The organism is Mesorhizobium sp. ISC25, assembly GCF_042295465.1.
Classification (GTDB): Bacteria; Pseudomonadota; Alphaproteobacteria; order Rhizobiales; family Rhizobiaceae; genus Mesorhizobium.
In genome coordinates this window covers 3781929-3807924 of the sequence record NZ_CP135441.1, presented here as the reverse complement: position 1 = coordinate 3807924, position 25996 = coordinate 3781929, and the positions used below count along the sequence as shown (strand labels likewise).

Below are 25996 nucleotides of genomic sequence, written 5' to 3'. Positions count from 1 at the left end.
TTTGCGTCCGGCCTGCCTCAGTAGGTCGCCCGGCCGCCGGAGACGTCGAAGACGGCAGCCGTCGTGAACGAGCATTCCTCGGACGCGATCCAGCAAATCAGCGCCGCCACCTCCTCGACCTCGCCGAACCGCGCCATCGGTATTTTGGACAGCATGAAGTCGATGTGCTGCTGGCTCATCTGCTGGAAGATCGCGGTGCGCACAGCCGCCGGCGTGACGCAGTTCACCGTCACCTTGGTCTTGGCCAGTTCCTTGCCGAGCGATTTGGTCATGCCGATCACCGCCGCCTTGGAGGTGCTGTAGGCCGAGGCGTTCGGGTTACCTTCCTTGCCGGCAATCGAGGCGATGTTGACGATCCTGCCGTAATTGCGTTCGAGCATATGCGGGACCAGCGCTTTGTTGCAGAAGAAGACGCCGTTGATGTTGATGTCGATGACCCGGCGCCAATCCTCCACCGAATACTCCCAGGCCGTCATGTTCGGTCCGGTGATGGCAGCGCTGGTGACAAGCACATCGACTACGCCAAGCGCTTCGATCGTCTCTCCGGCGGCGGCTTCGACCGCTATGGGGTCGGCGACGTCGAGGGTCACGCTGTGCAGGCCTGGAACACTGGCCTTGGCCTGCTCGATCTGAGCGGCATCGCGATCCCAGACCGAAACACGCCCGCCTTCGTCAGTGATCCTTTGCGCGACCGCCAGGCCGATGCCTGAGGCGCCGCCGGTGATAACAGCAGATCGTCCGGCAAATCGTCCCGCGAAACTCATCGGCATGTGGTCTTCCTCCCAATTGGCGGCGAATGTGAAGTCAACGGCCGACAAGTTCAAGCGCGGACTTGCAACCTCAGAACAGCTTGTGATGGGCCAGCACCGCGCAATTGGACGCCCAGTTGGCATCCGGGTGACAGGCGGCGCCGGATGGGTTATATTGCACTGCACAATGCGAGCGCCTGCAGGCGAGCCTCCCATCGATCCGATGAATCGGCCCATGAGCGGCCCATGAAATCGGCATTGAGCTGCAAGGACGGAAAACCGCTACCGAGATGAAGATTCCAAAATCTCTGTTGATCGATCCGGACAAGAACACGGTCTATGGCAGCTTTGCCGTTGCCGTCTCTATCTGGGCGTTCTCCTACTCGACCATTTTCGGCCAGGCTATGATCCTGGCCTACTATGCAGTCTGGCTGCCGCTCATCCTGGTCGACTACCGGAAGATATTAAGGCACGCTTCCAGCGCCTGGCTTCCGCTGGCCTTTGCAACCTATGTCTGCTTCTCGGTGTTCTGGTCGGCAGCCCCCGGCACGACGGCAAGGACGGCCGTCCAATATTGCTCCCATATCGCCTGCGCCTACATTGCCGCGCGCACCGTCAGCGTCCGGACCTTGACCATAGGCGCCCTGATCGGGATTTTCGTCGTCCTGCTCTACTCGCTCAAGGTCGCGAGTTATTCCTATGACGTTCTCGATGGCACGTATAATTTCGTCGGCGCGTTCAGCTCCAAGAACCAGATCGGCTTTGTCGCATCGCTTGGCATCTATTTCTGCGTTGGCTACCTCGCCTTTCTCAGGCGCGGCAGGATAAGCTTTTTGTTGATCGTACCGATTGTCCTTCTGTCGGGCTATCTGCTGGTCGTGTCGCATTCGGCCACTTCGATGGCATCGACCCCGGCGGTTCTGGCTCTGGTCGCCCTGCTTTCCATCGGCAAGCTGCTTTCGCTCCGACATCGCCGGGTGATTTTCATGATCGGTGCGGGCGCGCTGGTCGCCTGTACCGTGATTGCGCTGAATCTCGGGCTGATGGACTTTGTCCTTGGCCTTTTCGGCAAGGATTCGACGCTCACCGGACGAACCTACCTCTGGCAACAGGGCTGGAATGCCGCGCAGCAATCGCCCATCCTCGGCGTCGGCTACGCGGCCTATTGGGTGCAGGGCTTCTCCGAGGCCGAGCGGCTGTGGAACGAATTCTACATCGCCGCGCGAAGCGGCTTCCACTTCCACAACACCTACATCGAGACCTTGGTGGAACTCGGCTTCGTCGGTGCGACACTGCTTTCGCTGATCATCCTGCGCACGCTCTGGGGGCACGTCTCGGCGCTGATATTCAGGACATGGCAAGCCGACTCGGTGATTCTTGCCGGCGTCATGGTGCTTCTGTTCATCCGCTCCTTCGTCGAGGTCGAGACCCTCAATCCCTACATCATGGGATCGTTCCTGCTGTATTACAGCTACTTCAAGCTGGTGAGGGTGCCGGCCGTCGCTCCTTCCCGGTGGAACGCCGTGAACCATATCGAGGAACCGGACGCCGTGCGAGGGTAGAGCGGGCGGATCCAGGCGGTTCGTTGCCCGAAGGCTGCCTTGTTTTCTGATCCATAAGATACCAAGCCCAAAAACCCGCAGACCGCTGCCTGCGGGGTTGGTGCTTCGCTCCGGTGGAAAGAAGCTACTGGATGGCCAGGGGCGCCGGTTTGACCTTGATCACGTCCCCTGGCAGCACCGGTGTGTCTTCATCGGCGGTGATTTCGCTGGTCTTCCCGTCGACCACCCGCACCAGGGAAAATGACAAGGCCGCTGGTTCGTTGTTGCCGTAGAATTGCGGCATGGGGCTGCCCGACAAGGCTTCGGACATCAAGGCCTTTTCCATATTCAGCTTCAGCGTCACCTCGTTGAGATCGGCTTCCGTCTGTTGCCGGTCGGTCGCGAGGCTGGAGTTCTGGGTGTTCTCCAGATCGATGGCGTCCTGGGTGGCCTTGCTGATCGACTGCTTGGCCGTGAGAATCGCCGTCTCGTAATCCAGGATCTGGCCTTCAAGGTCGGCGATGGTTTGCTGCGAGTTCAAAACCCGCGTGTTGACGACCAGGCCTTTTTGCGCCAGCGAGCCGATGCCGTTGAGCTGCTCCTTCGCCAGATCGACCTGCTTCTGCTGGTTGACGATCTTTTTCTGCAGCGAATCGATCTCGCTCTGCAGCAGCGCCTTCAAATCGTCGAGCGCCTGCAAGCGCAGCTTGAGTTTCTTCTGGTCGGCCGCCAGGATCGCCGTCTCATCGGCAACGATGCTGGGCAGCTTTGGATCGTCGGCCACCTCTTTCGGCACCGCGAATGTCGGCTTGTCCGCCAGTTCCGCTTCGACGCGGGCGCGCTTGACGGTCAGCCTGACCAATTGGTCTTGTAGTACGTCGAAATTGCCTTTGGCATTGATTAGGTCGCGGTCGAAGCGCTGCCCGCTCTCCGGGTTCCGCCGGGCTCCGCCGGCAATGCTCATCGCTTTCAGCACGGACAACCCAGGCACACAAGGGTACTGGCCGGGCGATTGCACCTCGCCAGAGATGTAGAATGGCCGGTACTGCGCCATTTCGACGGAAGCCTCCGGCTTGTCGGCCAGAGCGAGCTTGCGCTGCAGCGCCTCGCCGAGCGATGCCGCGATCTCCGAAGTCGTCTTGCCGGATGCGGGCATCTCACCGACGAACGGCACCGACAAGGTTCCAGCGGGGCCGACTGTGTATTCTCCATTGATGGCCGACCAGTCACGGAACGTGCCTTCGACGGTCTGCCATTCCGCCACGCGGATGGTCAGCTTGTCCTGTGCTCCTAGCCGATAGTCGTCGGCGAAGGCAAACTGTGGCAGGGCTAGCGACAGCGTCAGGCCGGTCGCCATTGTGAGGCAAGTCGTCAAAAGCCGTACTCGCCGCATGCGTCTGGAGAGAATGCCGGTGCAAAAGATATCGATTATATCTGCTTTCAACTGAGCGTTTCCGATCTGGTTTGCCCCGCCCGATGAGCTGCCGATGCCTGAGTTAGGGGCCCGAGTTCTAGGCCCGAATTCTGGACAGTCGCTCCTCGATGCACGGCCAGCAAGCGGCCGTCAGTAGCAGCCTCGCGACATCCAGACCGCAGGTACGGTCTTGATGATGATGCGAATGTCTTCGAACATCGACCAGTTCTCGACATAGTGCCTGTCGAATGCGACGCGGCTGTCGTAGGAAACATCGTTGCGTCCGCTGACCTGCCAGAGCCCGGTCAGGCCGGGGCGCGATTTCAGGTAATAGACGGCCGAATTGCCATAGATCTCCAGCTCATCGCGCACCACGGGACGGGGCCCCACCAGGCTCATATCCCCCTGCAGGATGTTGATGATCTGCGGCAGCTCATCGAGGCTGAGCTTCCTCAGCACCGCTCCGACGCGCGTGATCCGCGGGTCGTTCTTCAACTTGCGGGTCGCTATCCATTCGGCGTTGGCCTCCGGATTCGAGGCGAGATAGGCAGCAAGCACCCGCTCGCCGTCTGGAACCATGGTGCGGAACTTGAGGCACGGAAAAATCCGTCCTCCGCGGCCGATCCGGCTGTGGCCATAGAAAATCGGCCCGCCATCGGAAAACCTGACAAGCAGCGCTATCATCACGAACAGCGGGCTGAGAGCGATCAGGCCGATCAGCGAACCGGCAATATCGAAGCTGCGTTTGAGCAGGCCGCCGATCGGTGGCGGAAAATCGACGCCGGCCTGCGAAAAATCCGCATCGGCCGGCTTGGCTACGTCCCTCATGCGTAAACTCCATACGTTGAACGGATGGTTTACCGCACGATACCAAAAAAATGTTGCAGCGCAACACACAATTTCCCAGACGGCTGTAATAGTCGCGTCATGAACTGACTAAATAATAAACTCGTCCTGCACAAAATTTCGCCTTTATGTCGCAAAAGAGACAGATTATGGGCAATTTTGGAAAAGCTAGTCCAATTTTGGGGCTGATTTTAGGCGAATCGCTCTTTATACCCTGCTGTGGAGCTTTGCCATCATTTAGAATTTCAAAATATCGACTGATGTTATGCTAAAATACTGGCCAATATTATAAATCTTACTGGAGCGAGTCGATATCCGGCAATCAGTGGTGATGCCGACGTGTGCATTGCACCATGGCAGAGTCGATCCCGAGGATTCGTTTAAAATTATTCCGCAGCTGCCCTTGCCGCCTATTGCGCGGGTCAATAGAGTTGCAAATTGTTGCTGTCGGACTATGGACAGATTGGGCTAGGCCGGAAGCAACCGGCCAGATGCGGGCAACCTAAATAAGCTCGCAGAGTTTAAGGGAGGTGCTCGGGGTGGGCTTGTCGACATTTTTTCCCGAGCCGGTTGATGGGCTATCGGGTATGTCACTGCCAAAGTTCATTATCGGAATGTGTTTTGCGCTGGCGATCGTGATCGTCTGGTCGTATTTGGGCGGCGCCTCGCTCGGTACGACGCTTTTTCGTGTCATCGGCTGCGCTATAGTCATCCAACTGGGTTATTTTCTGCTGGTCTTTGCCATGATCGCCAGAAATGCCCCGACCCCGGCCGACAAAATTCGCGACGCTGAACGAAAGCTGAGTTCGAACGAAGCGGCCGAAGGCGAGAAATTCAGCGCCAGAAGGGGCCTTCACTGATTTCAGGCATGGCCGCGGTCTGCGATGTCCATGTGACCTGTGGCTAAGCTTGCCGGTCCTCTGACGGATTGCTCGCCTCAACAACACCGGCTGTCGGCATTCCTGTCCTTTCAATTGCTTGACACTGCCGGCCTCGACGCGCTCGCTCTGCGTCACCGCCATCCGGTCGGCGAGGACCAGCAACTGGTTTCCGCCAGTCGAACGCTCTGATGGAGCGTGCAGGAACGGCTCTGCCAAGCGCCGCATTTCTGGAGCCATCCCGATTGAGGCTCGCCGCCTGCGCAACCGGGCCATGACACCCAGCGAAATGAAAAACTGGACGGCGCCGATGATTTTGGCGATGCTGCTTCGCAATTGCAGCATAGGCATTTGGGCCGATGCATTTCAGATGGGCGGTGGGGCATTGAGCGGACGAGGCGAGGAAATCCGCAACGACTTCTGCAATCGAGAGGCATGTCCATGACATCATCCCAGGTCTGCGTGATCATCGCCGCGCGCAATGCGGCGCGGACAATCCCGGCTGCCATTGCATCGGCATTACGCGAGCCGGAGGTTGCGGAAGTTGTCGTCGTCGACGACGCGTCCACCGACGATACCGCGAAAGTCGCCCACGCAGCCGACGACGGCACGGGCCGCCTTTCCGTCATCCGCTTCGACGTCAATCGCGGCCCCTCCTTTGCCCGCAACGCCGCGATAGCCGGTTCCAGGTCGCCGTTCATCAGCATTCTGGACGCTGATGATTTCTTTTTCGAAGGCAGGTTTCACAGACTGTTCGCCAGCACCGATTGGGATTTCGCTGCAGACAACATCATGCTTGTCAGGGATGACGCGGCAACCGACGTTTCGAAAATCGTTGCTCCACCGTTCTCTCCCGAACCGGAATTCCTCGATTTCGAGGGTTTCATCGACGCCAACATCTCCAGGCGCCGTGTGCAACGAGGGGAACTGGGCTTCCTCAAGCCAGTGATCAGCCGCGCCTTCCTCGATCGGCATGGGCTGCGCTACGACGAGAAGCTGCGCCTGGGTGAAGACTATGAACTCTATGCGCGCGCGGTTGCCCACGGCGCGCGCTTCAAGGTCATCAAATCCTGTGGCTACGGCGCGATCGTGCGCGCCGATTCGCTGAGTGGACGGCACAAGACCCAGGACCTGAAGCATCTGGCCGATGCCGACCTGGCACTGCTTGCGATCGACAGTTTGCCGGAGGCATCGAAGGCTGCGCTGAGAAGGCACGAGCGGCACATCCGCGACAAATACCGGTTGCGGAAGTTTTTAGACGTGAAGGCTGAGCGCGGGCTGGCGTCGGCCGCGGCCTACGCCTTGGCCGGCTCGTCCAACCTCACGGCGATCGTCCGCGGCGTTGCCTCCGACAAGCTGGATGCGCTGTTTCGCCGCGCTGGCCTCGCCGCGAAGCGTCAGCATGTGCCGCCGCTGCGCTTCCTCATGGCCGGAACCAGCACGGCCAGCGAAAGCTAGGCCCGTCAACGTGCGATCGCGGTAGCCGCGCCCTTACCCTTCGGTCGGCTCGCACCATTTCAACGAGATTCATGAGTTTACGATCTAGGTGGTTGCCTATGCGCGCAGGGAATGGCAATCTATGTTGCGGTGCAGCAATTTTGGACGGCCAACCGAACTGGCCCGAGACATCCCCTGTCGGAGGAGCTGGACGATGCAAGAAATGTCTTTTGAATGTGGATTGGCGCCAAGGCCGGTCACCAGCTCGACGATGATGGGGCGCTGACTACATGGCCTCGATCTTTCGCTTCCGATCGAGAGATCCGGCGCGCGACACGCAGACCGACACCTCGCGCCTCGATCGGTTGGCAAAGCTGCTGGACCAGATCGCGGCCGAAGTCGAGGCGGAGAAGAGCGGACTTGAGAACCGCTACAGGACGACGGCTACCAATGCCGCCTTTCTGGTCGAGGCCATGGAGAACGGAGCGGTCTCCTCTCGCAGGTCTTCCGAAGTCGGCGAACTGACCAGGTCGATCCTGAATTGCGAGCGGCGGATCGCAGCGCTGTCGCGCCAGATGCAGATGATGAAGGATCTCCGTCATTCGCTGGATGAAATCTTCGAGGAGAAGCGGCAGAACGGTCCCGACATAAGGACCGATTTTGTGAAGCCCGCCGATTCCGGCAAAGGCTGAGCGAACACCCCGGGTCGGCGCAATGGTTTTAGGCACAACACGGAGCTTAGGAGCGACAGAGGTCAAGATCAGGTTGTTTCGTCACGGTTCGAACGATCGCTTTGGGGGGCGCACAGCACAAGGTGAGTTTGATATGAACGCAGATCCTAAAAGCACGTCCGCCCCGGCAACCCGCGGCACCCCGTTCACGCGCCCGATGCCGGGCAAGCTGCGGCGGTTCTGTTCAGATAGCGCGTTTCTGCTGCTCGTTCTCGTCAGCCTGGTTGCGGGCCTGGTGCCCGTCCGCGCCCAGGATCTCCCAACCGCGCCGTCCTTTGTCGATGATTTCACCAGCCTCAGTCGCGCGCGCTGGTATGTTTCCGACGGCTGGACGAACGGCAAGCATCAGAACTGTACCTGGTCCAAAAGCCTGATCGGGCTTTCCGACGGCATGCTGACGCTCGGTTTCGAGAAGCGCAAGCTGAAGGATCGCGAATTCGCCTGCGCCGAGATCCAGACCAAGCAGCGCTTCGGCTACGGCACCTACGAGGCGCGGATGAAGACCGACACGGGCTCCGGCGTCAACGCGGCATTCTTCAGCTTCGTCGGCGATGCCGACAAGCAGCCGCATGATGAAATCGACTTCGAGGTGCTGACCAAGGACACGTCCAAGGTCCAAGTCAACGCTTACATAGCCGGCAAAGGCAAGAACGAGAAACTGGTCGACGTCGCCGGCGGCACCGACAAGGCCTTCAACGACTACGCCTTCGTCTGGGAAAAGGACCGGCTGCGCTGGTACGTCAACGGCAAGCTTGTCCACGAGATCACCGATCCGGCGAAGCTGCCCACCCATTCGCAAAGGATCTATTTCAGCCTGTGGGGCAGCGATACGATGAAGGGCTGGATGGGGCCGTTCTCGGATCCCGGCCGCAAGCTCACCATGCAGGTGGATCGCGTTGCGTTCACCGCACTCGGCCAGCCCTGCCAATTCCCGGAATCGCTGGCATGCAACACGAACTAGAAGCGCATCTGAACCGGCCGGGCCGAAGGTGGTCGGAAAACCGAAGCTCGAACAGGCCCGAAGCCTTGAACAGGAATGAAACCGAATGAATTTGACTGTCTTTGGAATCGGCTATGTCGGTCTTGTACAGGCGGCGGTGCTTGCCGAAGTCGGCCATCAGGTGGTCTGCGTCGACATCGATGCAAAAAAGGTCGAGCGGCTCAACCAGGGTCATGTCCCGATCTTCGAGCCTGGGCTCGAAAACATGGTCAAGGAGAACCATGCCGCCGGCCGCATCAAGTTCACCACCGACGCCGCCGCGGCGATCAAGCATGGCCAGATTCAGATGATCGCCGTCGGCACGCCTCCGGGCGAGGATGGTTCGGCAGACCTCAAATATGTGCTGGCCGTCGCCGAGGCCATCGGTCGTGAGATGGACACGCCCAAGATCGTCGTCGGCAAGTCGACCGTGCCGGTCGGCACCTGCGAAAGGATAAAGGCAAGGATCGCCGAGACGCTGAAGGCGCGCGGGCGCGAGGATCTGGCTTTCGACGTCGCCTCCAATCCGGAATTTCTCAAGGAAGGGTCCGCTGTGAGCGACTGCATGAAGCCCGACCGCATCATCGTCGGCACCAGCAACGAGGACACCGAGGCGGTGATGCGCGAGCTCTACGCGCCGTTCAACCGCAACCACGAAAAGATGATCGTGATGGACGTGCGCAGTGCCGAGTTCACCAAATACGCGGCCAATTGCATGCTGGCCACCAAGATCAGCTTCATGAACGAAATGGCCAACCTCGCCGAGCAACTGGGTGCCGACATCGAGGAGGTCCGCAAGGGCATCGGCAGCGACCCGCGGATCGGCTACCACTTCATCTATCCGGGCCTCGGCTATGGCGGCTCGTGCTTCCCGAAGGATGTGCGCGCCCTGATCAAGACCGCCGAGGCCGTCAAGTTCGACGCCAAGCTGCTGCGCGCCGTCGAGGAGCGCAACAACCAGCAGAAGTCGGTCCTGTTCGAGAAGGTGGACCGCTATTTCAAGGGCAATCTCAAGGGCAAGACCTTTGCGCTGTGGGGCCTGGCCTTCAAGCCCAATACCGACGACATGCGCGAGGCCCCGTCCCGCACGCTGATGGAGGCGCTCTGGGCCGCCGGGGCCAATGTTCAGGCCTACGATCCCGAGGCGATGCAGGAATGCCAGGCGATCTACGGGCTGCGCGACGACCTGCAGCTGTGCGGCACCAAGGAGGCTGCGCTGCGAGGCGCCGACGCGCTTTTGATCGTAACCGAGTGGAAAAGCTTCAGCGCGCCGTCCTTCGATGCGCTGAAGAACGCGTTGACCACGCCCGTCATCTTCGACGGACGCAATATCTACGACCCCAAGGTCATCGCCCGCCACGGCATTGAATACCACAGCATCGGCAGAATGGCGGCGTGACGCCAGGGCGGTCCAGCAAGGAGCCAGGTCCATGAAAGTTCTGTTTGCGGGCGGCAACGGCTACACGCCGCAGTTCAGCGGTGGCGTTCAGTCGAGCACGCATCATCTGGTCGAGCAACTGCGCGAGCACGGTCATGACGCCTCGGTTCTGGCGGCGCTGTTCGGTGACGGCATGTTCGGTTTCAAGGCGCGTGCCAAGATGAAGCTGCTTCGCCAGCGTGCGGTCATCGACAGCTATCCTGGCTATCCGGTCGTGCGGGCATGGTTTCCCTGGGAGGCTGCGCACTTCGCGGTCGAACGGCTCGATCCCGATGTCGCCGTCGTGCAGTGCCACAAATCGGTGCCGATCGGAAAGGCGCTGCAGGCGCTCGGCGTGCCGCTGGTGGTCTATCTGCGGAACGTCGAATTCCACGAATTGGCCGGCGACCTGCGCGAATTGCATTCGGCACTTTATATCGCCAACTCCGAATTCACCGCGCTCACCTATAAGGAAAAGTTCGGCATCGATTCGACCGTGATCCCGCCGACCATCAATCCCGGGCTCTACAGCACGCCGACGACCGGTGAATTCGTCACACTGATCAATCCTTACAATGAAAAAGGGTTCGAACTCGCCGTGCGCATCGCCGGCCAATGCCCCGAAATTCCGTTCCTGTTCGTCGAAAGCTGGAAGCTCGACGACGACCACCGGGCGCAGATCGAACGGATCATCTCGCCGCTGCGCAACGTCAGGCTGGAAAGCCGCACCAGCGACATGAAGACCGTCTATGGCCGCACCAAGATCCTGCTGGCGCCCAGCAAATGGGAAGAAGCTTGGGGGCGGGTGGCATCCGAGGCCCATTGCAGCGGTATTCCGGTCGTCGGGTCCCGCCGCGGCGGCCTGCCGGAAGCGATTGGCACCGGCGGCATTGTGCTCGACTACGACGCACCGGTCGACGACTGGGTCGCCGCGGTCAGGCGGCTATGGAGCGACAAGGCCGAGTACGACCGGCTGTCGGCGGCGGCGCAGCTGTTTTCGGAGCGGCCGCAGATGAATCCCGACATTCAGTTCGCGACCTTCCTCGGCGTTCTCGACAACGCCAGGCAAGGCGCACTGGAGCGTGCCGCCTGATGCATTTCGCCCAAAGCCGTGCATGTCGCCCAAAAGCCAGCCTTCGCGCCTGACCCGAGGGGATGGCTTGGGACAACATCGCGCACAACACCGGACGCTTGAAGCGCCTCGCACTACGGCGACTGGCGTCAGCCCTCATCCGCGCGAGCAGATCGCCGACCGGCCTCGAAAGATCGTCCATTCGATGAAGATTTGCTTCGTAGTTGATAAGTTCCCCTCTTTGTCGGAGACCTTCGTCCTCGATCAGATAGAAGGGTGCCTCGAGCGCGGCATGCAGGTCGGCGTCATCTGCAACGAGACGTCCTTCGGCAAGGACAGCAACATCGACGATCGCCGCTGGCAGGCGCTACCTGGCAAGGTCGTCTGCTGGTGGGGCGGGCTGGGGCGCTTTCGCCCGACGCTCAGGAGATGGTCGGGCAGGTTCTGGGATAAGCTCTCGACCGCTATCGACATCGCCTTTGCGCGCAAATTGCAGAACGCCGATGTGATCGTCGCGCATTTCGGCAATAACGGCATGCGCGTCGCCCGCGCCATGAAACGAGGCCGGATTTCCGCTCCGCTGGTGACCATATTCCACGGCCGCGATGTCGGCGAACCGCTGCATGACAACACGCTCACGCGCTACAAGGTTGTCTTCGACAAGGGCGTTCTCCAGCTCCCGGTGAACGCGTTTTTCCGCGATGCCCTGATCGGCGTCGGCGCACCTTCCGCGCAGGTCATGGTTCACCATATGGGCGTGCGGCCCGATGAGATCGGCTACCATTGGCGTTCCTGGGACCGGGACACGCTGTCCTTCATCTCGGTCTGCCGGCTGACCGAGAAGAAGGGCATCGAATTCGCCCTTCGGGCGCTCGCCAGCCTGCCGCGGCGCGATTGGGTCTATACGGTGATTGGCGGCGGCGAATTGCTGGAAGAGTTGAAGAAGCTCGCCGCAAAGCTCGGCATTGCCGACCGGGTGACTTTCCTCGGGCCGCGCCCGCACGCCGAGGTCAAGCAGCGCCTGCGCGATGCCCACGTATTCCTGCTGCCAAGCGTTGCCGCGCGAGACGGCGATCTCGAGGGTATTCCGGTGGCGCTGATGGAGGCCATGGCCGCCGGACTGGTCGTGGTCAGCACCTATCACTCGGGCATTCCCGAGTTGATCGAGGATCAGGAGACAGGCTTCCTCGCACCGGAGCGAGACGTTGCGGCGTTGGCCCGCAAGCTTGTCTGGGTGGCCGAGAACCCGGACAAATGCGAGCGCATCGCACGTGCGGCGCGCCGCAAGATCGAGCAGGATTTCAACGCGGACGTACTCAACGAACGTTTTGCGCAGATCGTTGCCCAGCTGGCCGAAGCCAGGCACCCGGCATGAACGCCAACCCGCCCCCCCAGTTCGGTCGCGTCGCCCTGCGCGGCGGCGTGGTGACGATCGGCGCGCAAGGCTTCAAGATGGCGATCCAGTTTCTCTCGGTCATCGTGCTTGCCCGTCTGCTCGTGCCCGAGGATTTCGGCTTGGTGGCTTCCGTCGGGCCGATCGTGGCCTTTGTCGGACTGCTTCAAAACCTTGGCCTGCAACAGGCTGTGGTCCAGCGCAAGGACATCAGCACCGAGCAGCTCAACCAGGTATTCTGGATCAGTGCGCTGGTGGGGCTGGGCAGTGCCGTGGTGGTTGCATGCCTGGCGCCCGCCATCGCTGCCTTCTACGGCGATCAACGCATGGTCGGGATCACCATCGGCTCTGCCTTGCCGCTGCTTCTTGGCAGTCTCGCCGCGGTGCCGCTGGCGCTGATGAACCGCCATTTGCGCTTTGGCCAGCTCGCACTGAACGATGTGATTACCGCCGCTGCCGGACTTGCGACTACCGCAATCGCCGCCTATGCGGGACTGGGCTACTGGTCGCTGGTCATCGGCCCGGCGGTTTCGGCCGTTGTCGCGCTGGCTGCGGCGTGGCAGGTGGCGCGCTGGACGCCGTCGCGGCCGGACCTGAAGGTCGATACCGACATATTGTCCTTCGGCGCCAATCTGACCGGCTTCAATCTGGCCAACTTCTTCTCGCGCAATCTCGACAACATCCTGATCGGAAAATATTCGGGCGCGATCGAACTCGGCTACTATGACCGCGCCTATAAGCTCCTGCTGTTTCCGCTGCAGAACATCAACCAGCCGCTGACACGCGTGATGGTGCCGCTGCTGAGCCGCATCCATGAGGACAAGGCGCGGTTTCGCGACATCTATGTGCGAACCAATTGGATGCTGGCGGCCATCACCATGCCCGGCATCGCGGCGCTGACGCTGACGTCGGACCAGGTCGTCGGGCTTCTCTTCGGCGAGCGCTGGGCGGCGGTGGCGCCGATCTTCGCCTGGCTGGGCATCGCCAGCCTGATCCAGTCCGTCTCGAGCACTACCGGATGGATCTTCATCTGCCAGGGCAAGACCAAGACCATGTTCCACTGGGGCATCTACTCGTCGCTGACGACGGTCGCCGCCTTCATCATCGGCTTGCACTGGGGCGCCGTCGGCGTTGCCGCGGCCTACGCGATCAGCGGCTATGTGCTGCGCGTCCCGGTACTTGCCGTTCTTGTCCACCGGGTCGGCCCGGTGACCGCAGCCGACTTCCTGGTCATGCAGGGGCTTTTTATCGCGTCGTCGCTGCTTGCCTGGTCCGTGTACCGGGAGTTGCCGGCATCGCTGACCGGCCAGTCAGACCTGCTCGCGGTGGTCTTGGCGGTTGCCCTCAATTATTCGATCGGACTGGTCCTCATGCTTGCCCTTCGCCAGTCGCGCAGCGCCCTGTTCACCACGCTTTCCAGCGCCATGCGCAACGCCCGCTAGGCCGGCAATCACCGGCCTCAAAAGCTCACCTGCCGACATCGCCGACGCATGCTCCTCAAGCACTGCCTGAAGGCTCGTCCTGCGATAGAGGTCGAGATTGGCGGTAAGTTTGCCGAGCTTCTCGCTCGCTTCCTCGGGCGTCACCGTGTCGATGTCGAGCAGCAGGTCGGCGACGCCGATCCGCTTGGCAAGTTCCTTGGTCTTGAATTCATAGGCGATCGGCAGCACCGGCGTGCCGACGCAGAGCGACATGATCATCATGTGCATGCGCGTTGCGACAACGAAGTCGAAGCCTTTCACCAGTTCCATCAGTTGCTCCGGCGTGTGGAACGAAGCGTCCACGCTGACATGCTTGGCGATCTCCGGATCGAGTTCGGCAACGATCGTCCGCGCCGTCTTGGAATCGTCATGGGCGTATTCCGGCACGCCCTGGCAGGTGGAGACGAAGGTGACCTCCTTGGCGTGGTCCCTGACCAGGATGGTCGCGATCTCGCGGATCGAGTCGATGTAGCGGCGCATGCCGCCCTCGCCGTCGCTAACATAGTTCCAGTGACGGACGGAAATGGCGACGCGGCCGGTGACGGTCGCCGACTGGCCAGAGGCCAGAATTTTTCCGATCCTGTCGGTGTCGGCCAGGGCAAAGACGGCGTCGGCCACGACGTGGCATTTGCCGAGGTCTTTCACCATGTCCACAATGTGGCCTCTCGAACGTTCGTCGCGCAGCAGGATAAGCGGGCTCCGATCGAAGATCGGGCTCAACTCCCGGCGATTGTAACTTTTGTTGAACGGGCCAAGCGATTGCGTGAAGAAGACGGGGTCCTTGCCCAGAAGCGCGTCGATCCTGAATTGATTGAGGCGCCGCTCCAGATTGTAGGTCTCGACGAGATAGGTTCCGCCTGTCGTGACCACGAGGTCGGCATCTTTGTAGACCTCGAGACCACGGCGATTGCTTGAGCCGAACAAACGCCCGAGAACGCCACGGATGCCGAACCGCCGCAGGGCATTGAGGACGAGCCAATTGTAGATCGGCTTGAACAGGTTCTTCAGGCCGCTGCCGTATTTGTAGCGGAACAGCGATTCCGACAGCAGCTTGTGGAATTCGAGATCAGGATAGTCCTTCTTCGTGTAGAGCCTCGCCGCTACCTCCGGCTGGCTGTCGAAGACGTAGAACTGGATGTCGTCCCGGACGATCGTCTTGAAAACATGGCGGATCGCCAGGAGAATCGCTGCATCCCCGGTATTCAAGCAGACGGTGTTTTCAACCGCGATCTTCATGGAATGACCTCATTTCGTGAGTAGTCCCGCGGTTCGGTCGACGGATGCCGAGGGGGCGGGTTGGCCGAAAATGCTGCACGCCAGGATGGTCCTCGCGTCTTGATTATTGGCGCGCAGCCCGATGGCAGGCCAACGCGCGGTCCATGCGGCCCAAGCAGAGCGAGATTAACCCATCGATTTTGCAGTGCAACAAAAAATGTGGAACTTTGCTACGCTGCAACCAAAAATGTTGCGATGCAGCAAGAGCTGTACTAGCATCGTCGCGGGCGGGCCAACAGCGGTCGAGTTTTCATGCTGCATGTCTTGTACTTGGTACACGACGTCTCCGACCCGGCAGTGCGCCGGCGGATCATAATGCTCAAGGCAGGCGGCGCCCAGGTTACGCTGGCGGGCTTTCGCCGTACGGCAAGCGCAGTTGCTGATGTCGAGGGCTTGCAGCCGATCGATCTCGGCCCGACTCGTGACGGCCGATTCGCCCAGCGTCTGGCGGCGATCATGAAGGCGGTGGTCTCGACCGGTTCGAAGCTGGGCTCAATGCGACGGCCCGACCTCATTATCGCGCGCAATCTGGAAATGCTGGCGCTTGCCCGCCGGGCCAGGTCGGCCTTCCAGGCAACAGTGCCGATCGTCTACGAGTGCCTGGACATCCATCGCCTGCTGCTTCGCGACGATCCGCTGGGCTGGGCGATGCGCGGCGCAGAACGCTTCCTGGCCAGGGATGTGAAGCTTCTGGTGACGAGCTCTCCGGCCTTCATCGCTAACTATTTCAAGCCGTTCGGACAGATTGCCGCGCCGGTCGAGCTGCTCGAAAACAAGTATTTCGAGCCGGCCGCGGCTTCGCTGGATGACCGCATTACGGCGGAGAATCCCGTTGCGCCGCCATGGCGGATCGGCTGGTTCGGTGCGCTCCGCTGCCGCCGATCCCTGGAGCTTCTGGCCGAATTTACGCGCCGTCTCGACGGCCGCTTTGAAATCGTCCTCAGGGGCCGGCCGGCGTTGTCCGAATTTCCTGATTTCCATGGTTTTGTTGAATCGGAACCCTGGCTGTCGTTTGGCGGGCCCTACCGCAATCCCGAGGACATGGCGGCGATCTACCGCGAGGTTCACTTTTCCTGGGCAATCGACTTTTTTGAGCAGGGCCTGAATTCCGAATGGCTGCTGCCCAACCGGCTATATGAGGGCTGCCGCTTCGGAGCCGTGCCGATTTCAATGGGTAACACCGAAACCGGCCGGTTCCTTGACCGACAAGGCATCGGCGTTCTTTTGCCAGAAGCCACGCCCGAGGCGCTTGAAGCTGCCGTCGGCACGATGGAGCAGCATCGGTTCGAGACATTGAGGGCGCGTGTTCTCGCCCGCAATCCGCGCACCTGGAGCCACGACCGCGCCGATTGCCGGGCGCTCGTCGAAAAACTCCGCGGCCTGGTCGCGGCTCCCGGTCCATATGCTGCCGAAGCATTGGCATAGAAGGACTGCCGATGACGCAAACCGAAACGCTCCCATCCTCCATGATAGTGGTTCCGTGCCTGAACGAAGCGGCCCATATCGGCGCGTTGCTTCGAGAGCTTCGCCCTGCGGCCGAGAGGCTGGGCGCCGTGATCATCGTTGCCGATGGCGGCAGTACGGACGGCACCAGGACGATCGTCGCAGACATCGCCGCAAAAGATCGGCGGGTGATCCTGCTCCACAATGAAAAGCGCTTGCAGAGCGCGGCGATCAATCTCGCCGTCGCCAGATTCGGGGATGGCGTCGACTATCTCATTCGCATCGACGCGCATGGCGGCTATCCCGTGGATTATTGCGACCGGCTGGTCGAAGAAGCGCAGGCCACCCACGCGGATTCGGTCGTCGTCTCGATGCTGACCAGTGGCAGCGGCATGGTGCAGAAAGCAGCGGCAGCGGCGCAGAACTCCAGGCTCGGCACCGGCGGCTCCAAGCACCGGCACCTTTCGGCCGGGGAGTGGGTCGATCATGGCCACCACGCAATGATGCGGATCTCGGCCTTCACCGCAGTCGGCGGCTATGACGAAACGTTCAGCCACAATGAGGATGCCGAGCTCGATTATCGGCTCCGCCAGGCCGGTTACCGCATCTGGATGACCGGCAAGACGCAAATGGTCTACTACCCGCGCTCCTCGCTGAAGGGTCTCTATTTTCAGTACCTCGGCTATGGCCGTGGCCGGGCGAAGAACGTTCTCAAGCACCGCATGATCCCGAAGATCCGGCAGATGGTGCCGCTTCTGGTGTTCCCCGTGGTTCTTCTCGCCGCCTTTTCCTTCGTCCACTGGCTGGCGGCCGTGCCGCTTTTGCTATGGGCGTCGGTCTGCCTCGGCTACGGCTTTTGGACCGCCCTCAGTCAGCGCAAACCCGACATTGCACTTGCTGGGGTCTCGGCAATGGTCATGCATTTCGGTTGGTCGGTCGGTTTCTGGCTGCAACTGCTCGCACCGCGACCGCAGCGCGGGGTAGCGTGATGGACCCGGTCAGGAAAAATCTAAGCATCGATATCTGCGTCTGCACATTTCGCCGGCCGGAGCTTGCCGACACGCTTCGCTCCGTAGCAGCCATGGATATGCCTGCGGGATACAATGTCGGTATCGTCATTGCCGACAACGACGATACGCCGACGGCCGAACCGCTGGTCGCCAAGCTGGCAGGGGAGCTGAGGCTGCCGGTGACCTACCGGCACGCCCCGGCCCGCAACATCTCGATCGCGCGCAACGCTTGCCTCGATGCCAGTGCGTCGGATTTCGTCGCTTTTATCGACGACGACGAGACGGCAACCGCTGGCTGGCTTGCCGAACTGGTTGCGACGGCGGAGGCAACTGGTGCTGCGGCGGTGCTTGGGCCGGTGCAAGCCCGGTACCGGCCGGAGGCGCCCGCCTGGATGCGCAAAGGCGATTTCCACTCGACCTCGCCGGTCTGGGTGCGCGGCGAAATCCGCACCGGCTACACCTGCAACGTCCTGCTCAGGATTGGCGCTGAGAGCCTGCGCGGCCGGCGCTTCAGCCTGGCACGTGGCCAGACCGGCGGCGAAGATACGGAATTCTTCGACCAGATGGTCAAGGCCGGCGGCCGCATCGCCTTTTCGCCGGAGGCTTGGGTCGACGAAGCGGTGCCACCTGCCAGGGCGGCATTCGACTGGCTCGGCCGCCGCCGGTTCCGCGTCGGGCAGACGCACGGTCACCTTCTGGGGCGCAACGCACACGGCCTTGCCCGGCTCAAGCAGGTCGGCATTGCCACGGCAAAGGCCACCTACAGTTTCCTGTCGGCAATTCCGGTCGCCATCGACCCCGTACGCCGGAACCGCAGCGTGCTTCGCGGCATTATGCATGCCGGCGTCGTCAGCGGCCTCGTCGGGGTTCGTGAAATCCGCCAATACGGCCTGTCTTCGCCGCAGCAAGGGGGCAAGCGTGCAGCCTGACGTGAGCTTCGTGATTGCCGCCTACAATGCCGAGGCGACCATCGATCGGGCGATTGCCAGCGCCGTCGCCCAGCGCAATGTCAGCGTCGAGGTCGTCGTCGTCGACGACAAGTCGCGCGACCGGACGCTCGACCTGGCGAGATCCTACCCCGAAGACATCGTGCGCGTTGTCGCGCTTGAGCAAAACCGTGGCCCCGGAGGCGCACGGAATGCCGGCCTTGAGCTTGCCCGCGGCAGGTGGGTCGCGGTCCTCGATTCGGACGACGCGGTCTATCCCGGGCGAATCTGCACCATGATCGAACGCGCGGAGAAAGCGGGCGCCGAGATCGCGGTCGATAATCTGCAGGTCGTTCGCGAGGATGGCGTTGCCGAAGAGACGATGTTCCCGGCCGACTATCTGGAAGGCCTCGGTGAAATCTCGCTGGCGGATTTCATCGGCGGCAATGTCCTCTTCGAATCGAGGTTCAATCTCGGCTACCTCAAGCCGATCTTCCAGCGCCGGTTCCTGAACGAGAACGGGCTTCGTTACGATGAAAGCCTGATCATTGGCGAAGACTATATCCTCCTGGCCAGTGCTCTGGCCAAAGGCGGCAAATGCGTGGTCGAGCCGACGACGGGCTATATCTACCACATTCGCACCGGTTCCATCTCCCGGGTGCTCGAACTTCACCACGTCGAGGCGATGCGCAGGGCCGATGCCAGCTTCGCCGCGACCCATTCCATGGATGCTCCGGCCGCGGCGGCCTTCGCCAGGCGCGCTCGCAGCCTGCGGCGGGCGGTATCATTCCTGTCGCTGGTCCAGCACATCAAGGCGCGGTCCCCGCTCAAGGCGATATGGACGGCGCTCAGCGATCCGGCGGCGGTTCGGCATATGAGCATGCCGATCGCCGTCCGGCTGCGAAGGGTAGCGGCACAGTTTGCCGTGGTGGCGGGGAGGTGAAGGGCTGCAGGCGAATGAATGAAGACAGTTTTCGCCGCCTGCGACAGGTTGAAATCGATCTCCTCAGAAGGAACATGCAATGAAAAAAGTCAGGAAGGCAGTCATACCGGTGGCGGGGCTTGGAACGCGGTTCCTGCCGGCGACCAAGTCCATGCCGAAGGAAATGCTGCCAGTGGTCGACAGGCCTGTCGTGCAATATGCGGTTGACGAGGCGTTCGAGGCCGGCATCGAGCACATCGTCTTCGTCACCGGCCGCAACAAGGCCGTGATCGAGGACTATTTCGACCTGCATCCTGAACTGATCGGAACCCTGGAGCAGAGCGGCAAGAAGGCGCAACTCGAATCGCTTGAAAGCCTGCTTCCCGTCGCCGGCGCGACGAGCTTCATCCGCCAGCAGTCGCCGCAAGGCCTCGGCCATGCCGTCTGGTGCGCGCGCGAAGTCATCGGTGACGAGCCCTTCGCATTGCTTTTGCCGGACATGGTGTCCTTCGGCGGGCGCGGGTGTCTCGCCGAGGTCGCCGATCTTTATGCGCAAACTGGCGCAAACGTTATCGCCGTCGAGCGTTGCGATCCGACCGAGACCAGCAAATACGGCATTGTCGGGCGCGGCGCGGATGTCGGCACGGGCTTCGAGGTGACGGCCATGGTCGAAAAGCCGGCTCCTGCCAACGCACCGTCGAACTTCTACATCAACGGCCGCTACATCCTGCAGCCCGAGATATTCTCGCTGCTGGCCAGCCAGCAGCGCGGCGCCGGCAACGAGATCCAGCTGACCGACGCAATGGTGCGCCTGGCACAGACGCAGGCCTTCTTTGCCCAGCCTTTCAACGGCCGCATGTTCGACTGCGGTTCGAAAGAGGGCTTCATCCAGGCCAATGTCGCTTTCGCGCTGGCGCGAGAGGATATGAAGGGCCCGATCTTCGAGATGCTGCAGGAATTCGTCCAGTCGCATCAGCGTCGGGAAGAAGCCGCATAATGTCCATTTTTTCGAGGCATTGTGGGTGCGGCTGATGACGCAGGACAGGCCGTTGCGCTGCGCGCAACGCGCACTGTCCGGCGCAAGGTTTGCACCCTATGTCCCGATCTTCGAGGCGGTAGCGCCTGCAAACTAGAATTGGACCGAAGATGAACTATGCCAATTTTCCTGTCGACAAGAGGACGCAATTGCCGGCTTCAAATGCGGCAAACGCCGAAGACTTCATCGACATCGAGCGCCTGCTTGGCATGGCCGCGCGGCAGGCGAAAGTGGTTGCCGCCTGCGCCGTCATCGGTCTCTTTCTCGGCGTGCTCTATTTGCAGACCACGCCTCCTACCTATGTGGCGACGAGCAGCGTGCTGATCGACGAAGGATTGAACAAGGTCGTCGACGACATTTCGGCGGCGTCGGTCAGCATGCAGACCGACTCCGCCGTTCTAAGCCAGATCGAAATTTTGCAGTCGGCCAGGCTGGCGGGGGTAGTCGTCGATAAGTTGAAGCTCGATCAGAACGACGCTTTCATGAATCCTCCGACATCGGCCCTGTCGAAGGTCGCAAGCTTTGTGCGCGGTGTCATCCAGTCTGTCCGCCCCAAGCGCGCCGCTAGCACATCCGATGTCACTCAGCTTGATGCTGCGACGCGTGATGCGATCACCGCATCGTCGTCGCCCCGCGACTACGCAATCTTCAAACTGCAGAACCAACTCGACGCCGAGCGGATCGGACGAAGCTTTGTCATCAGCATCTCCTTCCAAGCGACGGATCCGGCGCTTGCGACCGCCATCACCAAGGCCTATGCCGACGCGTATCTCGCCGATCAGCTCGATGCCAGCTTCGACGCGACCGAGCGGGCGGCGGTCTGGCTGCAAGGCCGGCTGACCGAGCTCCGCGAGAGCTCCCAGGCGGCTGCACTGGCGGTCGAAAAGTTCAGGGCCGAACATGGACTGGCCGTCAATGACGGCCAGCTGATCAGCGACAAGCAATTGTCCGATCTCAACACCCAGCTGATCGTCGCGCAGGCCGATACCGCACGTGCCGGCGCCCGCTATCAGCAGTACAAGTCGATCGTCGAAAGCGGCTCGGATAATGCGTTCAAGGACGCAGCGATATCGAACGACCAGCCGAGCAGCTCCGTCATCACGACGCTGAAGAACCGCTATCTCACCGTCGCCAAGCGGCAGCAGGACGTCGAAGCGAATTTCGGCCCGCAACACCCGCAGGCCGTCGCGCTCGCCAAGGAGAAGGCCGACATATCGGCGCAGATTTTCGGCGAGCTGAAGCAACTGACCGAAAGCTACCGAAACGAATACGAGGTCGCTCTGGCGCGCGAAACCGCGCTCCGCGCAAATGTCGCCTTGGCGGCTGGCAAGAGCTCCATCGACAACCAGTCGCAGGTCAAGCTGCGTGAGCTGGACCAGAAGGCGACGGCGCTGTCGACGCTCTACCAGACGTTCCTGAACCGCTACGAGGAGGCCGCCCAGCAGCAATCCTTCCCGGTCGGCAAGATCCGGGTCATCTCGGACGCGACGATGCCGCAGTCGGCCGCAACCCCGCGAACGGCCATCGTGCTGGGGCTTTCGCTGGCGCTTGGCATAATGATGGGGGCCGGGGTTGGTGGTCTGAATGAATTCAGGGAACGCTTCTTCAGGACCGGCGAGGATGTGCGCGACCGTGTCGGCCTCAAATTCCTCGGCTATCTCCCGGTCATCGGCAAGGCTGGCAAGGATGAGCAACGCAATGGCGGTCAGCCTGACGTCAAAGTCGTTGAATCCAAGACCGCCACGTCCTCCAAATCCCAGCCCTCCAAAACCTTGTCGGCAGCCGAAAAACGTGCGCGGATGCGGGTAACCGTCGATGCACCGGCATCGATGTTCTCCGAGACGCTGCGCAACGCAAAGATCGCCTTCGACGTCGTCATGGAGGGCCAGGGCAGCCGGGTCATCGGCGTGGTCTCGGTGCTTCCCGGCGAAGGCAAGTCGACGGTGGCGGCCAATCTTGCCGGGCTGCTTGCCGTCAACGGATCTAAAACGCTGCTGATCGACGGCGACCTGCGAAATCCCGGCCTCAGCCGCAGCCTCGGTATGGAGGCCGAGCAGGGCCTGATGGAAGCTGTGGTGAGCGGGCAGACGTGGCAGTCGGTCGGCAAGATCGACCGGCAGACTAAGCTGGCGATCATCCCGGCCGTCCTGCGTGGCCAGTTTTCGCATACCAGCGAGCTTCTGTCTTCAGCCGGCATGCGGCGTTTCATCGATAACGCCAAGGAAACCTTCGAATACATTATCGTCGATCTGCCGCCGCTCGGGCCTGTCGTCGACGCCAAGGCCTTCGCTCCGCTTGTCGACGGCTTCGTGCTGGTCACCGAGTGGGGACGCACGCCGCGTGCGATGGTGCAATCCGTGCTCAGCTCGGAGCCCTACATCGCCAAGAAGATCATTGGCGCGGTGCTGAACAAGGTCGAACTGAAGAAGCTGGCCAAGTATGGCGCGATCGGCGGCTCGGAAAAATTCTTCGACAAATATTCGAGCTACTATCTGGAAAAATCGGAAGCGCGTACTAAGGCAGCCGCCTGAGCGACGATATCGCGCTCAGGAAAATATCAACCTGGCGCGGTTGTCCACGATCCTGAGGGCGGTGAGCTGGCCGCTTTGGAAGGCGCCGGTGTCTATGCCAAGCCGGCGTCCCTCGAGCTTCGGAAACTCGACCGGCGTATGTCCGTGCACGACATAGCGGTCGAGAAGATGCGCAGCGTCGAAGAAGTCCGAACGGATATTCAGCAGGTCGTCCTCGTCCTGCGCGGCGAGGTCGATGCCGGGCCTGATGCCGGCATGAACGAACACGAATTTCGCCGAACAGACCATGACCGGCAGCGCGCGCATGAAGCTAATGTGGTCGGCTGGAATGACTTCCCGAATGCGCTTGTCGACCTCCTCGCTTGAACCGTAGAGATCGGCCATGCGCGACGGATCCACGCCGTAGGAAAACAGCGTTTGCAGGCCACCTATCGCCAGCCACGACTCTCTCGAAATGATCCCGTCGAGATAGTTCAGCATCACGACTTCGTGATTGCCGGCAAGGCAGATGCGCTGGAAACCATGGAGCGGCGGCGCCAGCAGATGATCGAGCACACGCGCCGACTGGGGTCCACGATCGACATAGTCGCCAAGCATGATGATGAGCTTGCGCCCTTCGAAGGGCGCCGAATCGAGCAGGATCTTCTGCTCCAGGGCGCGGAGTTCCTTGTAGCAGCCATGCACGTCGCCGATCGCATAGACGACTGTGCCCCGCATATCGATCTCCAGCCGCTGGCGCGCCGCGGCCTGGGGCTTTCTCGATCGCTGGAACAGGGTCACGTATGGCATCTCGCATGGCTGTGGGTGCGCCTCGATTTCGGAACAACATGGCGACACACCGCGTGGATACCATGTCCGGCGCCGGTCGTTCCATACCGGAGCTTCGGACGCAACTCGGCTTCGGCGTCCCTACAGGCCGATGCCGCGGCGGTTCAGCGCGGCGGTGATCTCGTCGAGGATGGCCGGGTCGTCGATCGTTGCCGGCATGGCCCATTCCTCCTTGTCGGCAATCTTCTGCATGGTGCCGCGCAGGATCTTGCCGGAGCGCGTCTTCGGCAGGCGCTTGATCGTCACCACCGTCTTGAAGGCAGCGACCGGGCCGATCCGTTCGCGCACCAGCGTGACCGCCTCGTTTTCGATGATGCCGGCGTCGCGGTCGACGCCGGCATTCAGCACGACGAAGCCGAGTGGAACCTGGCCTTTCATAGCATCGGCAATACCGACGACGGCGCATTCGGCAACGTCGGGATGCGCGGCCAGCACCTCCTCCATGGCGCCGGTCGACAGCCGGTGGCCGGCGACATTGATGATGTCGTCGGTGCGGGCCATGACATAGAGATAATCGTCATCGTCCATCATGCCGGCATCCGCGGTTTTGTAGAAGCCGGGGAACTCCTCGAGATAGGCTTGGCGAAACCGCTCGTCGGCATTCCACAGCGTCGGCAGGCAGCCGGGGGGCAACGGCAATTTCACCACGACATTGCCAAGCGTACCACGCTTGACCTCATGCCCGGCATCGTCCAGCACACGGATATCGTAGCCGGGCATCGGCACGCCGGGCGAGCCGTATTTGACCGGCAACAGGCCCAGTCCGGCGGGGTTGATGGTCATCGGCGAGCCGGTCTCCGTCTGCCACCAATGATCGATCACCGGCACGTTCAATTTCTGCTCCGCCCATTTGATGGTTTCCGGATCGGCGCGCTCGCCGGCGAGGAACAGCGTGCGGAATTTGGACAGATCGTATTTCGGGACGAATTCGCCCTTCGGATCCTGTCCCTTGATGGCGCGGAAGGCGGTTGGCGCGGTGAACAGCGCGACGACCCCATGCTCGGCGATCACACGCCAATAGGTGCCGGCATCGGGCGTGCCGATCGGCTTGCCCTCGAACAGGATCGTTGTGCAGCCATGCAGCAGCGGGCCATAGACGATATAGGAATGGCCGACTACCCAGCCGACATCGGAAGCCGCCCAGAACACTTCGCCCGGCTTGACGCCGAACTCGTTTTCCATCGACCATTTCAGCGCGACCATATGGCCGCCATTGTCGCGCACGATGCCCTTCGGCTGGCCGGTCGTGCCCGACGTGTAGATGATGTAGAGCGGATCGGTGGCAAGCACCGGAACACAGTCGACATTGGCGCCGGCGGCCCGCTCGCGCGCCACGGCGTCGGCATAGTCGATGTCGTAGTTTTCCCTGAGCTCGCAGCGCAGTTGATCGCGCTGCAGGATGAGGCAGCTTTCGGGCTTGTGTCGCGACATCTCGATCGCCTTGTCGAGCAGCGGCTTATAGGCAACGACGCGCCCTGGCTCCAGGCCGCAGGACGCCGAGATGATCAGCTTCGGCTTGGCATCGTCGATGCGGGTGGCGAGCTCATGCGAGGCAAAGCCGCCGAAGACCACCGAGTGCACTGCGCCGATCCGCGCGCAGGCGAGCATGGCGAAGGCTGCTTCCGGCACCATCGGCATGTAGATGATGACGCGATCGCCCTTCTTAATGCCGCGATTCTTGAGCACCGAGGTCAGCGCGACCACCTCCCGCTTCAGCTCGGCATAGGTGAATTTCGTGATTGTGCCGGAAATCGCGCTGTCATGGATCAACGCGATCTGGTCGGCGCGACCGCCCGTCACATGACGATCGACGGCATTGAAGCAGGTGTTGCACGAGGCGCCATTGAACCATCGGCCATAGACGCCGGCATTCGCGTCGAACACGGTCTCGAAGGGCGAGAACCAGTCGATTGCACTCGCCGCATCGGCCCAGAATTTTTCCGGGTCGCGTTTCCAGTCGTCATAGACCTCATGGTAGCGTGACGCCATCCAGCTTCCTCCCCAGGAATGTTTGCTGTCCTTGAAATAGCGTATGCTGCTTTCTGTAACCATGTATTTGTGCTTTTCGTTTGCCGTCGTTCTAATTC

21 protein-coding genes and 1 pseudogene are annotated in these 25996 nt (G+C 61.4%); 16 read left to right on the top strand and 6 right to left on the bottom strand.

Features of this window, described 5'->3' with window-relative positions:
* Window positions 1-17: 17 nt before the first annotated feature.
* Window positions 18-770, bottom strand: coding sequence for an SDR family NAD(P)-dependent oxidoreductase (locus RQ479_RS18860; RefSeq protein WP_352464393.1), 753 nt, complete (start codon window positions 768-770; stop codon window positions 18-20).
* A 269-nt stretch (window positions 771-1039) separates the two neighbouring features.
* Between RQ479_RS18860 and RQ479_RS18855 the strand changes: the two genes are divergently transcribed.
* Window positions 1040-2311: an O-antigen ligase family protein gene (locus tag RQ479_RS18855; RefSeq protein ID WP_376702176.1), complete on the top strand. Its 1272-nt coding sequence runs from the start codon at window positions 1040-1042 to the stop codon at window positions 2309-2311.
* A gap of 124 nt (window positions 2312-2435) precedes the next feature.
* Here the strand turns inward: RQ479_RS18855 and RQ479_RS18850 are convergent, their stop codons facing one another.
* The gene (locus RQ479_RS18850; protein WP_292659420.1) at window positions 2436-3647 is read right to left on the bottom strand and encodes a polysaccharide biosynthesis/export family protein; all 1212 of its coding nucleotides are present in this window, start codon (window positions 3645-3647) and stop codon (window positions 2436-2438) included.
* A gap of 207 nt (window positions 3648-3854) precedes the next feature.
* Window positions 3855-4532, bottom strand: a complete 678-nt coding sequence (locus RQ479_RS18845; RefSeq protein ID WP_352464389.1) for a sugar transferase — start codon at window positions 4530-4532, stop codon at window positions 3855-3857.
* Window positions 4533-5089: 557 nt separating this feature from the next.
* Between RQ479_RS18845 and RQ479_RS18840 the strand changes: the two genes are divergently transcribed.
* From RQ479_RS18840 to RQ479_RS18800, 9 genes are all read left to right on the top strand, one after another.
* Window positions 5090-5410 carry an exopolysaccharide production repressor exox gene (locus RQ479_RS18840; protein WP_376702175.1) on the top strand — a complete coding sequence of 107 codons (321 nt, stop codon included), beginning with the start codon at window positions 5090-5092 and terminating at the stop codon, window positions 5408-5410.
* A 292-nt stretch (window positions 5411-5702) separates the two neighbouring features.
* Window positions 5703-5873: a hypothetical protein gene (locus tag RQ479_RS18835; RefSeq protein WP_376702174.1), complete on the top strand. Its 171-nt coding sequence runs from the start codon at window positions 5703-5705 to the stop codon at window positions 5871-5873.
* On the top strand, window positions 5864-6886 hold the full coding sequence (locus tag RQ479_RS18830) for a glycosyltransferase family 2 protein (RefSeq protein WP_376702173.1): 1023 nt from the start codon (window positions 5864-5866) through the stop codon (window positions 6884-6886). The genes RQ479_RS18835 and RQ479_RS18830 overlap by 10 nt, the downstream gene beginning before the upstream one ends.
* Window positions 6887-7155: 269 nt before the next feature.
* Complete coding sequence (locus tag RQ479_RS18825) at window positions 7156-7557, top strand: hypothetical protein (RefSeq protein WP_292659399.1); 402 nt, start codon at window positions 7156-7158, stop codon at window positions 7555-7557.
* Window positions 7558-7753: 196 nt separating this feature from the next.
* The gene (locus RQ479_RS18820) at window positions 7754-8557 is read left to right on the top strand and encodes a family 16 glycosylhydrolase (protein ID WP_376705972.1); all 804 of its coding nucleotides are present in this window, start codon (window positions 7754-7756) and stop codon (window positions 8555-8557) included.
* An 85-nt stretch (window positions 8558-8642) separates the two neighbouring features.
* Window positions 8643-9974: a UDP-glucose dehydrogenase family protein gene (locus tag RQ479_RS18815; RefSeq protein WP_376702172.1), complete on the top strand. Its 1332-nt coding sequence runs from the start codon at window positions 8643-8645 to the stop codon at window positions 9972-9974.
* A 31-nt stretch (window positions 9975-10005) separates the two neighbouring features.
* Entirely contained in the window at window positions 10006-11085 is a 1080-nt protein-coding gene (locus RQ479_RS18810) for a glycosyltransferase (RefSeq protein ID WP_376702171.1), read from the top strand.
* Between the two features lie 67 nt (window positions 11086-11152).
* Window positions 11153-12439, top strand: coding sequence for a glycosyltransferase (locus RQ479_RS18805; protein WP_376702170.1), 1287 nt, complete (start codon window positions 11153-11155; stop codon window positions 12437-12439).
* Window positions 12436-13899: a lipopolysaccharide biosynthesis protein gene (locus RQ479_RS18800; RefSeq protein WP_376702169.1), complete on the top strand. Its 1464-nt coding sequence runs from the start codon at window positions 12436-12438 to the stop codon at window positions 13897-13899. Before RQ479_RS18805 ends, RQ479_RS18800 begins: the two co-directional genes overlap by 4 nt.
* A 270-nt stretch (window positions 13900-14169) precedes the next feature.
* Here the strand turns inward: RQ479_RS18800 and RQ479_RS18795 are convergent.
* A pseudogene (locus RQ479_RS18795) lies at window positions 14170-15174 on the bottom strand (polysaccharide pyruvyl transferase family protein); the annotation flags it as partial.
* 291 nt (window positions 15175-15465) lie between these two features.
* On the opposite strand from RQ479_RS18795, the gene RQ479_RS18790 reads away from it, so the two are divergent.
* The 6 genes from RQ479_RS18790 (at window position 15466) to RQ479_RS18765 (ending at window position 23081) form a co-directional block, all read left to right on the top strand.
* Window positions 15466-16638 carry a glycosyl transferase family 1 gene (locus RQ479_RS18790; protein WP_376702168.1) on the top strand — a complete coding sequence of 391 codons (1173 nt, stop codon included), beginning with the start codon at window positions 15466-15468 and terminating at the stop codon, window positions 16636-16638.
* 11 nt (window positions 16639-16649) lie between these two features.
* Window positions 16650-17645: a glycosyltransferase family 2 protein gene (locus RQ479_RS18785; RefSeq protein ID WP_376702167.1), complete on the top strand. Its 996-nt coding sequence runs from the start codon at window positions 16650-16652 to the stop codon at window positions 17643-17645.
* Window positions 17645-18595 carry a glycosyltransferase gene (locus RQ479_RS18780; RefSeq protein ID WP_376702166.1) on the top strand — a complete coding sequence of 317 codons (951 nt, stop codon included), beginning with the start codon at window positions 17645-17647 and terminating at the stop codon, window positions 18593-18595. The genes RQ479_RS18785 and RQ479_RS18780 overlap by 1 nt, the downstream gene beginning before the upstream one ends.
* Window positions 18585-19535: a glycosyltransferase family 2 protein gene (locus RQ479_RS18775; protein ID WP_376702165.1), complete on the top strand. Its 951-nt coding sequence runs from the start codon at window positions 18585-18587 to the stop codon at window positions 19533-19535. The genes RQ479_RS18780 and RQ479_RS18775 overlap by 11 nt, the downstream gene beginning before the upstream one ends.
* A gap of 79 nt (window positions 19536-19614) precedes the next feature.
* Window positions 19615-20511 carry a UTP--glucose-1-phosphate uridylyltransferase GalU gene (galU, locus tag RQ479_RS18770; RefSeq protein ID WP_292659383.1) on the top strand — a complete coding sequence of 299 codons (897 nt, stop codon included), beginning with the start codon at window positions 19615-19617 and terminating at the stop codon, window positions 20509-20511.
* Between the two features lie 149 nt (window positions 20512-20660).
* Entirely contained in the window at window positions 20661-23081 is a 2421-nt protein-coding gene (locus tag RQ479_RS18765; RefSeq protein WP_376702164.1) for a polysaccharide biosynthesis tyrosine autokinase, read from the top strand.
* Between the two features lie 15 nt (window positions 23082-23096).
* Here RQ479_RS18765 and RQ479_RS18760 read toward each other — a convergent pair whose 3' ends face one another.
* Together RQ479_RS18760 and RQ479_RS18755 are read right to left on the bottom strand one after the other, a co-directional pair.
* The gene (locus RQ479_RS18760) at window positions 23097-23798 is read right to left on the bottom strand and encodes a metallophosphoesterase family protein (RefSeq protein ID WP_376702163.1); all 702 of its coding nucleotides are present in this window, start codon (window positions 23796-23798) and stop codon (window positions 23097-23099) included.
* Window positions 23799-23990: 192 nt separating this feature from the next.
* Window positions 23991-25898, bottom strand: coding sequence for a propionyl-CoA synthetase (locus tag RQ479_RS18755; protein ID WP_376702162.1), 1908 nt, complete (start codon window positions 25896-25898; stop codon window positions 23991-23993).
* Between the last annotated feature and the right edge of the window lie 98 nt (window positions 25899-25996).